Below are 13203 nucleotides of genomic sequence, written 5' to 3'. Positions count from 1 at the left end.
CGCTGCGGCCGCCTCTGCGCCGGGCGCGCGCCGGGCCGCGGGGACGGCAGCGGGGACGGCAGCGGAGACGCCCTTGCGTGCGGGCGCGTCGGCGGAGGGAGGCGCCGGCGGTGCCGTGCTCCGGTCCCGAGGGGCACGCTCGTCCTTCACCGTCTCCCCCACGTCATGCGTCGGCGGTCGCTGCCGCTCCCGCGCACCGGTCGGAGGCACGGCGAAGGCCCGGACGTCCACCGAGTCGGTGACGGCGTCCGGCTCCCCGGCGCCGGGCTCCCCCTCCTCGGTGGAGCGCGCCCTGAGGTCCCTGGCGTACCGGCGCTCCATCCCCGCCCGTCCGGACAGGAGCCGGATGGCGGTGCTGAAGCGTTCCGTCGGACGGGCCTCGTTCAGCTCGTCCTGCCTACGGAGCCACATCGGCACCAAGTAGGCGGCCCAGGCCCCGACAATGACTGCGTAGATGAGGCCGCTGCTGCTCACGTCTCACACCGTAGAGGGGTTTGCGTGAGGCCATACGCCAATTGGGCCGGTGTGTCGCACGATCTGGCTGATATTTCGAAATTTTTTTGCGACCGATGCGATCAGGAACGGACGCCGACTGAATTCGAACGTTTATTCAATTTCCGGGTGACGTGGGATTCCCGTTCGGCGCCCGCTGCGCCCTGGCCCTCCGCCAGCGGCTCAGCAGCCCTTCGGGGATCTCTTCCGCCGTGAGCGCGAACACCAGGTGGTCGCGCCAGGCCCCGTCGATGTGGAGATAACGCGGGCGCAGGCCCTCCTCGCGGAATCCGAGTTTCTCCACCACCCGTCGGCTCGGCCCGTTCTCGGGGCGAATGCAGACCTCGATGCGGTGCAGCCCCACGGTGCGGAAACAGTGGTCCACGGCGAGTGCCACCGCCGTCGGCATGACCCCGCGGCCGGCCACCGCCTCGTCCACCCAGTAGCCGACGTGGCCCGAGCACATCGATCCCCAGGTGATCCCGGCGACCGTCAACTGCCCGACCAGCCGCCCCTGGTACTCGATGACGAACGGCAGCATCCGGCCCGCGTGCGCCTCGGACCTGAGGTGGCGCACCATCTGCCGGTAGGTCGGCCGGTGCGTGAGGGGTCCGCCGGGCGTGGGCGGCGGAATGGTCGCCTCCCAGGGCCGGAGCCAGTCCCGGTTGCGCCGGTTCACCTCGCGCCAGGCCTTCTGGTCGCGCAGCTTTATCGGCCGCAGGACGACATCGCCCTCCGCCAGCACGACGGGCCAGGATGAGCTGTTCAGCTCGCACCCCCACTACTGGCCCCGTCTCGCGCGTGGTCACCGCCGCGCAGCTGGTCGACGGCGTGCGCCAACAGGGGCTCCAGGACGGCCAGTCCGTCCTTCACCCCGCCGGTGGAGCCCGGCAGGTTGACGATCAGTGTCCGCCCGGCCACGCCGGCCAGGCCCCGGGAGAGCGCCGCGGTCGGCACCTTCTTCCTGCCGAACGCCCGGATGGCCTCCGCGATCCCCGGCACCTCGTGGTCGATCACCCGGCGGGTCGCCTCGGGGGTGCGGTCGGTGGGCGAGATGCCCGTGCCGCCGGTGGTGACGATGGCGTCGTAACCGGCCTCGACCCCGGCCCGCAGGGCCGCCTCCACGGGGTCCCCGTCGGGCACCACCCGCGGCCCGTCGACGGCGAACCCGCACCGCTCCAGCCCCTCGGCGATCAGCGGACCGCCCTTGTCCTCGTAGACCCCGGCGGCAGCCCGGTTGGACGCGGTGACCACAAGAGCGCGGTACGGTGCGCGCGGTGCGCCCCCCGCCGTTGCGTCCAGTGTCATGCCCGGCTCCAGTCGCCCGACTTGCCGCCCGTCTTCTCCTCCACCCGTACGTCCGTGATGACCGCCCCCTTGTCGACCGCCTTGACCATGTCGATCACGGTGAGTGCGGCGACGGACACCGCGGTGAGCGCCTCCATCTCGACGCCCGTGCGGTCCGTCGTCCTCACGGTGGCCCGGATCTCCACGGCGTCGTCCGCGACCGACAAGTCCAGTTTCACACCCGACACCGACAACGGGTGGCACAGCGGGATCAGGTCGGGGGTGCGCTTGGCACCCATGATCCCGGCGATCCGCGCGGTGGCGAGCGCGTCGCCCTTGGGGACGCCCTCGCCGCGCAGCAGCTCGACCACGCGCGGCGAGACGAGGACGCGGCCGCTGGCACGGGCGGTGCGCGCGGTCACGTCCTTGCCGGAGACGTCGACCATACGGGCGGCGCCCGCGTCGTCGATGTGCGTCAGCCGGTCCGGCACTGGTGGTCCGGGGGTCTCCCCCGGAGAGGGCACAGTCATGATCGTGTGGGGCTCCCGGTCCTGGCCCGGCGCGGTGCGGCGCGCGGACCTGTTGTGCGCGACACCGCGACACGCTACCGCCACCCTCCGGGGTTCAGCCGAGCAGGACCACCTCGACCTCGGCGCCGGGCTCGACGGACTCGACGTCCTCGGGGACGACGATGAGGGCGTCGGCCTGTGCGAGGGCGGCGATCAGATGGGAACCGGAGCCACCGACGGCCCTGACCTCGCCGTCGGCGTAGCTCCCGCGCAGGAACTGCCTGCGCCCCCTGGGCGAGCCGATCGCCTTGTCCGCGGCCAGGGTCGCGCGGACCGTCGGCCGGTGGACGTCCTGGAGGCCCATCAGGGTACGGATGACGGGCCGGGCGAACAGCTCGAAGGAGACGTACGCCGACACCGGGTTGCCGGGCAGGGCCAGCAGCGGAATGTGGTCGGGGCCGACGGACCCGAAGCCCTGGGGCTTTCCGGGCTGCATGGCCAGCCTGCGGAACTCCACGCCGCCGCCCGGCTCGTCCTCGTCGCCGACGTGCGACAGCGCCTCCTTGACGACGTCGTACGCCCCGACGCTCACCCCGCCCGTGGTGACCAGCAGGTCGGCACGGACGAGCTGGTCCTCGATGGTGGAGCGCAGGGTGTCGGCGTCGTCGGCGACGGCGCCCACCCGGTAGGCGATGGCACCGGCGTCCCGGGCCGCCGCGGTCAGGGCGAAGCTGTTGGAGTCGTAGATCTGGCCGTCGCCGAGCTGTTCGTCGGGCTGGACGAGTTCGCTGCCGGTGGAGAGCACCACCACGCGCGGGCGTGGGCGCACCCGGACCGTGCCGCGGCCGATCGCGGCCAGCAGGGCGACCTGCGGCGGCCCGAGGACCGTACCGGCCGCAAGAGCGCGCTCGCCGGCCTTCACGTCGCTGCCCTTGGCGCGCACGTGCGCGCGTGCCTCGGCCGCCCGGTACACGCGTACCTGCCCGCCGGCGCCCTCGGGGGCGAGGCTGCGGGCACGCATCCCGCTGACCGGGCCCTCGCCGAGCCCGCCGTCGGTCCACTCCACTGGGACGACCGTCTCGGCGCCGGGCGGCAGCGGGGCGCCGGTCATGATCCGGGCGGCCTGTCCCGGCCCCACCTGGAGCAGTCCGGCCGAGCCCGCCGCGACGTCGCCGACGACGTCGAGCACGGCCGGGAACTCCTCGCTCGCGCCCGAGAGGTCCGCGACCCGTACCGCGTACCCGTCCATGGAGCTGTTGTCGAACGGCGGCAGGAAGACCGGCACCGTGACGTCGTCGACCAGGACGCAGCCCTGGGCGTCGAGCAGTTGCAGCTCGATGGGTTCCAGCGGGCGGACGGTGGTGAGGATGTCCTCCAGGTGCTCGTCCACCGACCACAGGTGGTCCGGGCCGGCGGTGCGGGGCTCGGCGCTGCTCAACGTCGTTACATCTCCTCGGCTACGTACCGCTGAAGCCAGGCCCTGAAGTCCGGGCCCAGGTCTTCACGTTCGCACGCGAGTCTGACAATGGCACGCAGATAGTCGCCGCGGTCGCCGGTGTCGTAGCGGCGGCCCTTGAAGACGACGCCGTGCACCGGGCCGCCGATCCTCTCGTCCTGGGCGAGCTGTTGCAGCGCGTCGGTGAGCTGGATCTCGCCGCCGCGGCCGGGCTCGGTCTTGTTCAGCACGTCGAAGATGTGCGGGTCGAGGACGTAACGGCCGATGATCGCGTAGTTGGAGGGTGCCTCCGCCGGGTCCGGCTTCTCGACCAGGCCGGTCACCTGGACGACGTCGGCGTCCTCGGTGGTCTCCACGGCCGCGCAGCCGTAGAGGTGGATCTGCTCGGGCTCGACCTCCATGAGGGCGACCACGCTGCCGCCGTAGGTCTCCTGGACCTCGATCATCCGCTGCAGCAGCGGGTCACGCGGGTCGATCAGGTCGTCGCCGAGCAGGACGGCGAAGGGCTCCTGGCCGATGTGCGGGGCCGCGCAGAGCACCGCGTGCCCCAGCCCCTTGGGGTCGCCCTGGCGGACGTAGTGGATCATCGCGAGGTCGCTGGACTCCCGCACCTTGGCGAGCCGGTCGCCGTCGCCCTTCTTCTCCAGGGCGGACTCCAGCTCGTAGTTGCGGTCGAAGTGGTCCTCCAGCGGACGCTTGTTGCGGCCGGTCACCATGAGGACGTCGTCGAGGCCCGCGGAGACGGCTTCCTCGACCACGTACTGGATCGCCGGCTTGTCCACGACCGGCAGCATCTCCTTGGGAGTGGCCTTGGTCGCCGGCAGGAACCGGGTACCGAGACCTGCCGCGGGAATGACAGCCTTGCTGATCCTGGGGTGTGCCTGAGTCATGCCCGAACCTTATCCATTGCCTTTGCAGGTGATCCGCGACTCCGGTTAATTGGCTTCCATATGAGTGTCGATACCTGCATAAGGAAGGGTACGGAAGGACCAGTGAGCCACACCGGACGCGGGACCGAGCCTGCCAAGCGGACGTTGCGACGAGAATTCCTCGCGGTGAGGAACGCGTTGACCGTGGATGACGTGCGGGAGGCGGCACACGCGCTCGCGCGACACGCCCTGCGACTTCCCGAGCTGACGAGTGCCCGCACGGTGGCCGCGTACGTCTCCGTGGGCACCGAGCCGGGGACACTTCCCCTGCTCGACGCACTGCACGCGCGGGGCGTACGCGTCCTGCTGCCCGCGCTGCTGTCCGACAACGACCTGGACTGGGGTGCCTACACCGGGGAGGGCTCCCTCGCGCGCGTGCAGCACGGTGGGAGGATGGCGCTGTTCGAACCGACCGGGGAGCGCCTCGGCCCGGGCGCGGTGGCGGAGGCCGACGTCGTCCTGCTGCCCGGTCTCGCCGTCGACACGCGCGGGATGCGCCTCGGGCGCGGCGGGGGGTCCTACGACCGTGCCCTGGCCCGCCTGGAGGCGGCGGACGCGCGTCCCGCACTCGTGGTCCTGCTCTACGACACGGAGATCGTCGAGCGCGTCCCCGAGGAGGCCCACGACCGGCCGGTACAGGCGGTGGTGACCCCTTCGGGGGTACGCCGCTTCACCTGACCGCCGCTGCGAGCCGCACGGCGAAGGCCCTCCACGCGTGCGTGGAGGGCCTTCGTCAACGGCCGGCGGTCAGCGTCCGGCGGTCAGCGGCTCACGGCTTGAGCACCAGCGTGTCGGTCGTGTTCTTGTCGACCGCGTTCGCCGAGAAGGACCACGGCAGCAGTTCGCCCTTGACCCACTTGTCCGTCTGGTCGGTGTAGTGGGCGCTGTAGGCGTGCCCGGAGGCGCCGGTGAGGTTGATCCACTTGGACTTGTCCAGGTCGTCGAGGTTGACCACCATCCGCATCGACGGCACCCACACCACTCCGTAGCCGCCGGCCGCGTTCCAGCCGGCGGCGTTGACCGCGGCCTCGCCGCCGCTCAGCTTCCACGGGCCGCGGTTGAGGACGTACTGCAGGAAGCCGGGGCCCTCGGTGCCCATGGTCTGGTTCTTCAGGAACAGGCGGTGCAGCCGGCCCCAGCTCCAGGTGTCGATGTCCTTGCCGAGCTTGGCGGTCAGCTCCCAGCGGGCATCGATCATGGCGCGCTCGAACAGCTCGTCGCGGTTGTCGGCCGCGGGCCGGGTGCCCGACGCCGGCGTCTTCCACCAGTCGCTGTCCGGGCTGTCCATGAGCTTGCGGAACACCTCGAACCAGCGGTCGCCGCCGTCCGGCTGCGCCTGGTCGGCGTCGCGCAGGCCGCACTCGCGGACCCTCCGGTCCTCGTCGGCCGGGCCGGTGTTGCCGGCCGGCTCCACCCACAGGCACTGGCCCTTGACCCGCAGCTCCTTGGGCAGCTTGTTGCCGAAGGACAGCTTGAGGATGTTGCGCCAGACCGCGTTGAAGTAGGCGGCCGCGGCCGAGTCGGCGGCCTGCGTGCGGTCCCAGCCCTCCAGCAGCTTCTGCGCCTCGCGGACGTCCTTGTCGTCGATGTCGATGTTCAGCAGCTTGGGCACCAGCTGGTTGGCGATCGCGCTGCTGTTGTCCAGCTGCATCTGACGCATGTCGTCGGTGGAGATCTTGCCGCCGCCGTCGATCTTCTGCTGGATCAGGTCGGTGATGCGCCGGCTGCGGGTGCCGTAGCCCCAGTCCGTGGTGAGGGTGTACGGGTAGCTCTTGGCGTCGACGACGGCCTGGTTGGCGGTGACGATGTAGCCGCGCTCGGGGTTGTACTCGTAGGGCAGTTCCTCCGGCTTGATGTAGCCGGTCCAGTCGTACTTGGAGTCCCAGCCGGGGGCCGGGACGGAACCGTCGCCCTGCGCGCGCGTGGGGATGCGGCCGGGCAGCGTGTAGCCGATGTTGCCCTCGGTGTCGGCGTAGATCAGGTTCTGCGAGGGCACGTCGAACAGCTCGGCGGCCGAGCGGAAGTCGTCGAAGTTCTTCGCCCTGTCCATGGCGAAGACGGCGTCCATGGTGGTGCCCGGCTCCAGCGCCGTCCACTTCAGGGCGATCCCGTAGCCCTCGCCGCGGTCGGGTGCCGCGGTGTCGACCTGGGCCTTCTTGCCGGCCGTCACCAGTTCGCCGGAGCGGTCGGACAGCAGGGGCCCGTTGTTGGTCGTCCGCACGACGATCGTCTTGGACGCGCCGCCGGCGACCTTGATGACCTCCTTGCGGGTCTGGAACGGCACCGTCTTGTCGTCGCGCACGTAGCCGTCGCCGCTGAGCTTCTCCAGGTACAGGTCGGTGACGTCCACGCCGGAGTTGGTCATGCCCCAGGCGATGTCCCGGTTGTGGCCGATGATCACGCCGGGCATGCCCGCGAAGGTGTAGCCGCTGACGTCGTACGGGCACGCCTTGGAGACGGTGCGGCAGTGCAGGCCCATCTGGTACCAGACCGAGGGCAGCGAGGCCGACAGGTGCGGGTCGTTGGCGAGCAGCGGCTTGCCGGTGATGGTGTGCTCCCCGGAGACGACCCAGGAGTTGGAGCCGATGCCGTTGCCGTTGACGCCGACGGCCGTCGGAAGGCCGTCCAGGACGTCGTGCAGGCCCATCAGCTGGCTCTGCAGGGCGGAGGTGTCGGCCGCGCCCAGCGTGCCGGACGAGGCGCCGGTTCCTGTCGCGTTGCCGCCCGTGTCCGGCGTACCGGCCGAGGTGCCGGACCCGCCCGTCGGAGTGCCGGTGCCCGTGGCGCCGGTCGCGGCACCGCTCACTTCGAACGCCTGAGTGAGCTCGCTGTACTGGCCCTGTGTGACGATCGGCTTGTTCCGGTCATACGGGTACTCCGGGTACAGGTCCTTGATCTGCTTGGGGCCGAGGCGGCTGGTCATCAGGGCGCGGTCCGTCTCGTCCTGCATGTTGCCGCGCAGGTCCCAGGCCATCGCCTTCAGCCAGGAGATCGAGTCCACGGGGGTCCACTGCCCGGGCCTGTAGTTGTTGGCGAAGCCCAGGGCCGCGTACTCCAGGGAGATGTCCTTCGCCTCCCGGCCCTCGAGGTAGGCGTTGACTCCCGCGGCGTACGCCTGCAGGTACTTCTTGGTGGGGGCCGACAGCTTCTCGTCGTACTCCTGTTTGGCGATCCGGTCCCAGCCCAGGGTGCGCAGGAACTCGTCGTTCTTGATCTGGCTCTTGCCGAACATCTCCGACAGGCGCCCGGAGGTCATGTGCCGGCGCACGTCCATCTCGTAGAACCGGTCCTGCGCCTGGACGAAGCCCTGCGCCATGAACAGGTCCTCGGCGGAGGAGGCGTAGATCTGCGGGATGCCGTGGCCGTCCCGCTTGACGTCGACGGGCCCGGACAGGCCCTTGAGCGTGAGGGTGCCCGTGGTCTGCGGGAAGGAGGCGCGCACGGTGCTGACGGACCAGTAGCCCCCGTAGGCGACGCCTCCGACGAGTGCCAGCACCAGGACGAGCACGACCAGTCGGGCTTTTCGCCCCTTCTTCCTGCCGGACTTGCCGGGCTTGTCACCCGTTGAGGCGGTGGTGTTGGGGGGCATCGCTGTCCTTGCTGTCCTAACGCGAGCGGCAGGCGGTACTGGAGTGCTGGAGCAACCATAGGCGCAGGGCCCGACCGCACTTGACGCGGAGTCGAGATCAAGGCACGGGCGGACGTTCGATTCCACCATCGAGAGCGTCAAGAACGCGTCAAGATTTAGGTAAGGTAACGAAGTAACCTGGGAACTCGCGGAAGGAACCGCTGCTGACTGTTCACCACCTCAACCAGCTCCTGCTCGCCTGCTCACTCGTCCTGCTCGTCGCGGTCGCAGCGGTCCGGATCTCCTCGCGCAGTGGGCTCCCCAGCCTGCTCGTCTACCTGGGGATCGGCATGGTCATGGGCTCGGACGGCCTGGGCGGCATCCACTTCACCAATGCCGAGCTGACCCAGGTCATCGGCTATGCGGCCCTGGTCGTGATCCTCGCCGAGGGCGGACTCGGCACGAAGTGGAAAGAGATCAAACCGGTGCTCCCGGCCGCCACCGTCCTGGCGGTACTCGGAGTCGCGGTGAGCGTCGGCGTCACGGCGGCCGGCGCCCACTACCTCATAGGTCTGGAGTGGCGTCAGGCCCTCATCATCGGCGCGGTGGTGTCCTCCACGGACGCGGCCGCCGTCTTCTCCGTGCTGCGGAAGATCCCGCTGCCCGCGCGCGTGACGGGCACGCTGGAGGCCGAGTCCGGCTTCAACGACGCCCCCGTGGTCATCCTGGTCGTCGCCTTCTCCACCGCCGGACCGGTCGAACACTGGCACGTACTGGTGGGCGAGATAGTCCTGGAGCTGGCCATCGGCGCGGCCATCGGCCTGGCGGTGGGCTGGCTCGGCTCCTGGGCCCTGCGGCACGTCGCGCTGCCCGCCTCGGGCCTCTACCCGATCGCCGTGATGTCGATCGCGGTCGCGGCGTACGCCCTCGGCGCGCTGGCGCACGGCAGCGGCTTCCTCGCCGTCTACCTCGCGGCGATGGTGCTCGGCAACGCCAAGCTGCCGCACTGGCCCGCCACACGCGGCTTCGCCGAAGGGCTCGGCTGGATCGCCCAGATCGGCATGTTCGTCCTGCTCGGCCTGCTGGTCACCCCGCACGAGCTGGTCGACGACGTCTGGCCCGCCCTCGTCATCGGCCTGGTGCTGACGGTGATCGCGCGCCCGCTGGGCGTGATGGCCAGTCTGCTGCCGTTCCGGGTGCCGTGGCGGGAGGAGACCCTGATGTCCTGGGCCGGGCTGCGCGGCGCCGTGCCCATCATCCTGGCGACCATCCCCATGGTGAACGGCGTCGACGCCACCCACCGCATCTTCAACATCGTCTTCGTCCTCGTCGTCGTCTACACCCTCGTACAGGGGCCGACCCTGCCCTGGCTCGCCCGCAAGCTGCGGCTGGGCCCCGGACAGGAGGCCACCGACCTCGGCATCGAGTCGGCGCCCCTGGAGCGGCTGCGCGGCCATCTGCTGTCCGTCGCCATCCCGGAGGGATCCCGGATGCACGGCGTCGAGATCAGCGAGCTGCGGCTGCCCGCCGGATCCGCGGTCACCCTGATCGTCCGCGAGGGCCAGTCGTTCGTACCGCTGCCCACCACCACCCTGCGGCGCGGCGACGAACTCCTCGTGGTCGCCACCGACCCCGTCCGCGAGGCGGCGGAACGGCGCCTGCGCGCGGTCGGCCGGGGCGGCAAGCTGGCGGGGTGGCTGGGCACGAACGGGGCCGGTGCGGGGACGGCATGAGCCGAGGGCGATTCGTACGCCCCCTGTACGATGAAGCCGCACCCTGATCGAACCAACTCTGCCTGACGCAGAGCTGGCGCGACCGTATGGCGGCCGGGTCGCCCCCGCAGCGGGCGCCGGGTATCTACCGCAGTCCGCGCAAGAGGACAGCTCTCGGCGTGCCCGCACGCAGGGACCACGCCACCAGGCGGCAGAAAGGCACGGGCCGTGGGATCCACGGTCACCACCACCGAACCGGCGCGGACCTCGACGACATCCTCCCGCCCGGGATACGGGCAACTTCTGCGCACCCGCGGCGCCTGGACGTTCCTGCTCCCCGGCTTCGCGGCGCGCCAGCCGTTCGCGATGCTCACCCTCTCCATCGTCCTGCTGGTGCAGCACACCACCGGCTCCTACGGCGCGGCGGGCGCCGTCGCGGCCGCCACCGGCGTCTCCATGGCACTGTTCGCGCCGTACAGCGGGCGGCTCGCCGACCGCTACGGGCAGCGCGCCGTCCTGTTCCCCGGCGTCCTGGTGCACGCCCTGGCGGGACTGACACTGACCGCGCTCGCCCTGGCGCACGCGCCCCTGTGGGCGCTGTTCGCGGCGGCCGTGCCGACCGGCGCCTCGGTACCGCAGGTCGGGCCCATGGTGCGCGCCCGCTGGGGAGTGACGCTGGGCGACTCGCCGCTGATGACCACCGCGGCAGCCTTCGAGTCGGTCACCGACGAGCTGACCTTCGTCCTCGGCCCCCTGCTGGCGACCGCCCTGTGCACGACCGTCACCCCGGCCGCCGGGCTGGTCACGGAGGCCGGGCTGACCCTGGTCGGCGGGCTGCTGTTCGCCGCGCAGAAGCGCACCCAGCCGCCCGTCACCACCGGCCGGCACGCGCGCGTGGAGCACGCCTCCGCCCTGCGCGTCCCCGGTGTGCGCGTGCTGATCGTGACCTTCCTCGGCATCGGGTGCGTCTTCGGCGGCATGCAGGTCTCGCTGGCCGCGTTCACCGAGTCGATCGGCCGGCCCGGCCTCAACGGCGTGCTGTACGGGACGTTCGCCGCGGGCAACATGCTCTCCGGCATCGTCTGCGGCGCCCTCGTCTGGAAGGCCGCCCCGCACCACCGCCTCGTCGTCGGCTACACCGCCCTCGCGCTGGCCGCATCCGCGCTGTGGACCACGCACTCGGTGCTGCTCCTGGCCGCGCTCGGCCTGCTGGTCGGCATGTGCATCGCGCCCGCCCTCATCACCGGCTACACCCTGGTCGAGAGCCTGGTTCCGGCCGGCGCCCGCACCGAGGCGTTCACCTGGCTGACGGGCGCGGTCGCGCTCGGCCAGGCGGCCGCGGTCACCGTCGCCGGGCAGCTGGAGGACCGGCTGTGGGACGGCGCCGGGTTCCTGGTCCCGATGGCGGGCACGGTACTCGCCCTCGTCGTCCTGGTGGCGCTCAGGTCACGGCTCGCGGCCCGGCCGCACAGCCGTGCCGTCGCACGTGGCGTGGGTCACCGCACACCTGTCGCAGTGGACTGATCCTCGGGAATGCGTCACCATATACCGTCGTTAGCACTCATCGAGTGAGAGTGCCAGGAGGAAGACAGTGCCCACCTACCAGTACCAGTGCACCGAGTGCGGCGACGGCCTCGAGGCGGTGCAGAAGTTCACCGATGACGCGCTCACCGAGTGCCCCAGCTGTGGCGGCCGCCTGAAGAAGGTGTTCTCCGCGGTCGGCATTGTCTTCAAGGGCTCCGGCTTCTACCGCAACGACAGCCGCGGCTCCTCGTCGAGCAGCAGCCCGGCGTCGTCGTCGAAGTCGTCGAACGGCTCCTCCTCCTCGTCGGACTCCTCGTCGTCCGGCTCGAGCTCGTCGTCCTCGTCGTCCTCGTCGTCGACGAGCTCGGCGGGCAGCTCCGCCGCCTGACGATTCCTGTTCCTTTCGCGGACCCCGCCGTCGTAGGACGGCGGGGTCTTCAGCGTGCGCGCGGGCGACTAGTGTGCTGGGCATGGCGAACGCAGAGATCGGTGTCATCGGCGGTTCCGGCTTGTACTCGTTCCTCGACGATGTGACCGAGCTCCAGGTGGACACCCCGTACGGGCTGCCCAGCGACCCCCTCTTCCTCGGCGAGGTCGCCGGCCGGCGGGTCGCCTTCCTGCCCCGGCACGGCCGCGGCCACCACCTCCCACCGCACCGCGTCAACTACCGGGCCAACCTGTGGGCGCTGCGCTCCGTGGGCGTACGGCAGGTCCTCGGCCCCTGCGCGGTGGGCGGGCTGCGCCCCGAGTACGGGCCGGGCACGCTGCTCGTGCCCGACCAGTTCGTGGACCGGACGAAGTCCCGGGAGCAGACCTACTTCGACGGGCTGCCGCTGCCCGACGGCACGGTGCCGAACGTGGTGCACGTCTCCCTGGCCGACCCCTACTGCCCCGTCGGCCGGGCGGTCGCACTGAAGGCGGCGCGGGGGCGGGACTGGGAGGCGGTGGACGGCGGCACCCTCGTCGTGGTGGAGGGGCCGCGCTTCTCCACCCGTGCCGAATCGCTGTGGCACCAGGCGCAGGGCTGGTCGGTGGTGGGCATGACCGGCCACCCCGAGGCGGCGCTCGCCCGCGAGCTGGAACTCTGCTACGCCTCGCTGGCGCTGGTCACCGACCTGGACGCGGGCGCCGAGAGCGGTGGGGGCGTCTCGCACGAGGAGGTGCTGCGGGTGTTCGCGGCCAATGTGGAACGGCTGCGGGGCGTTCTGTTCGACGCGGTGGCCGCGCTGCCCACCGCCGGGGAACGGGACTGCCTGTGCGCGAACGCGCTGGGCGGGATGGATCCGGGGTTCGTGCTGCCGTGACCGGGCGCGGGTCGGCGTGCCGCGGGCCGGAACCCCTCGTTCGGGTGAGGGAGTTGTCCACAACCCGCGAGTAACACACGGGCTCCGGCGACCGGCGGCGCGATGCCTCATCGTGGCATCACAAGGCACTGCAAGGCATCGCAAGGCCTCGCAAGCCGAAACCCACGTCGCTGGTGGTGGTCCACATGTCCCTGCCCTCTCCGGCTCCCCTGCCCTCGTCCCTCCCTCTCTCCCCCTCTCCTTGTGCGTCCGGCACGGACGCACCGGCCACGTGCGAGGTGCCGCACTTCGCGCCGGTGCGGGTGCGCGGCGGGCGGTACGCGCTGCACCGGTTCGTACGGCACCGCAGGCGGGCCGTGGCAGCCGGGCTCGCCGTCACCGCGGCCGCGCTGGTGGCGGCGGGGCCGCGGGCCGCTCCGGAC

The 13203-nt window shown here is 71.3% G+C and carries 12 protein-coding genes and 1 pseudogene; 6 read left to right on the top strand and 7 right to left on the bottom strand.

The features are described 5' to 3' along the window. The 6 genes from DEP02_RS34870 to galU all read right to left on the bottom strand — a co-directional run. Positions 1–474 (bottom strand): SepX/GlpR family protein (locus DEP02_RS34870; RefSeq protein WP_500299537.1); only part of this gene is annotated, 474 nt, incomplete at its 3' end. Between the two features lie 136 nt (positions 475–610). After that, positions 611–1237 carry a GNAT family N-acetyltransferase gene (locus tag DEP02_RS19245; protein ID WP_198668489.1) on the bottom strand — a complete coding sequence of 209 codons (627 nt, stop codon included), beginning with the start codon at positions 1235–1237 and terminating at the stop codon, positions 611–613. A gap of 20 nt (positions 1238–1257) precedes the next feature. Continuing rightward, the gene (locus tag DEP02_RS19240) at positions 1258–1800 is read right to left on the bottom strand and encodes a MogA/MoaB family molybdenum cofactor biosynthesis protein (RefSeq protein WP_112468928.1); all 543 of its coding nucleotides are present in this window, start codon (positions 1798–1800) and stop codon (positions 1258–1260) included. After that, entirely contained in the window at positions 1797–2309 is a 513-nt protein-coding gene (gene moaC / locus DEP02_RS19235) for a cyclic pyranopterin monophosphate synthase MoaC (protein ID WP_112468927.1), read from the bottom strand. Before moaC ends, DEP02_RS19240 begins: the two co-directional genes overlap by 4 nt. Before the next feature lie 94 nt (positions 2310–2403). Continuing rightward, complete coding sequence (gene glp / locus DEP02_RS19230; protein ID WP_112468926.1) at positions 2404–3726, bottom strand: molybdotransferase-like divisome protein Glp; 1323 nt, start codon at positions 3724–3726, stop codon at positions 2404–2406. A 5-nt stretch (positions 3727–3731) separates the two neighbouring features. Beyond that, on the bottom strand, positions 3732–4634 hold the full coding sequence (gene galU, locus DEP02_RS19225; RefSeq protein ID WP_112468925.1) for a UTP--glucose-1-phosphate uridylyltransferase GalU: 903 nt from the start codon (positions 4632–4634) through the stop codon (positions 3732–3734). Positions 4635–4736: 102 nt separating this feature from the next. On the opposite strand from galU, the gene DEP02_RS19220 reads away from it, so the two are divergent. Continuing rightward, entirely contained in the window at positions 4737–5351 is a 615-nt protein-coding gene (locus DEP02_RS19220) for a 5-formyltetrahydrofolate cyclo-ligase (RefSeq protein ID WP_232839189.1), read from the top strand. Positions 5352–5442: 91 nt separating this feature from the next. Here DEP02_RS19220 and DEP02_RS19215 read toward each other — a convergent pair whose 3' ends face one another. Beyond that, positions 5443–8262 carry a penicillin acylase family protein gene (locus DEP02_RS19215; RefSeq protein WP_112468923.1) on the bottom strand — a complete coding sequence of 940 codons (2820 nt, stop codon included), beginning with the start codon at positions 8260–8262 and terminating at the stop codon, positions 5443–5445. A gap of 203 nt (positions 8263–8465) precedes the next feature. Between DEP02_RS19215 and DEP02_RS19210 the strand changes: the two genes are divergently transcribed. The 5 genes and pseudogenes from DEP02_RS19210 to DEP02_RS19190 all read left to right on the top strand — a co-directional run. Next, on the top strand, positions 8466–9974 hold the full coding sequence (locus DEP02_RS19210) for a potassium/proton antiporter (protein WP_112468922.1): 1509 nt from the start codon (positions 8466–8468) through the stop codon (positions 9972–9974). A gap of 207 nt (positions 9975–10181) precedes the next feature. Then, a complete protein-coding gene (locus DEP02_RS19205) occupies positions 10182–11477 on the top strand; it encodes an MFS transporter (RefSeq protein WP_112468921.1) in 1296 nt (431 codons plus the stop codon). A 67-nt stretch (positions 11478–11544) separates the two neighbouring features. Beyond that, a complete protein-coding gene (locus DEP02_RS19200) occupies positions 11545–11865 on the top strand; it encodes an FmdB family zinc ribbon protein (protein ID WP_112468920.1) in 321 nt (106 codons plus the stop codon). 82 nt (positions 11866–11947) lie between these two features. Next, positions 11948–12781 (top strand): S-methyl-5'-thioadenosine phosphorylase, encoded by an 834-nt coding sequence (locus DEP02_RS19195; protein WP_112468919.1) that lies wholly within the window; start codon positions 11948–11950, stop codon positions 12779–12781. Positions 12782–12966: 185 nt separating this feature from the next. Further along, positions 12967–13203: pseudogene (locus DEP02_RS19190) on the top strand (hypothetical protein); the annotation flags it as partial.

The sequence above is a fragment of the Streptomyces triticisoli genome (genome assembly GCF_003270085.1).
Lineage (GTDB): Bacteria > Actinomycetota > Actinomycetes > Streptomycetales > Streptomycetaceae > Streptomyces > Streptomyces triticisoli.
The sequence above is the reverse complement of the archived record's forward strand: the minus strand, read 5'-3'. Positions and strand labels throughout refer to the sequence as shown.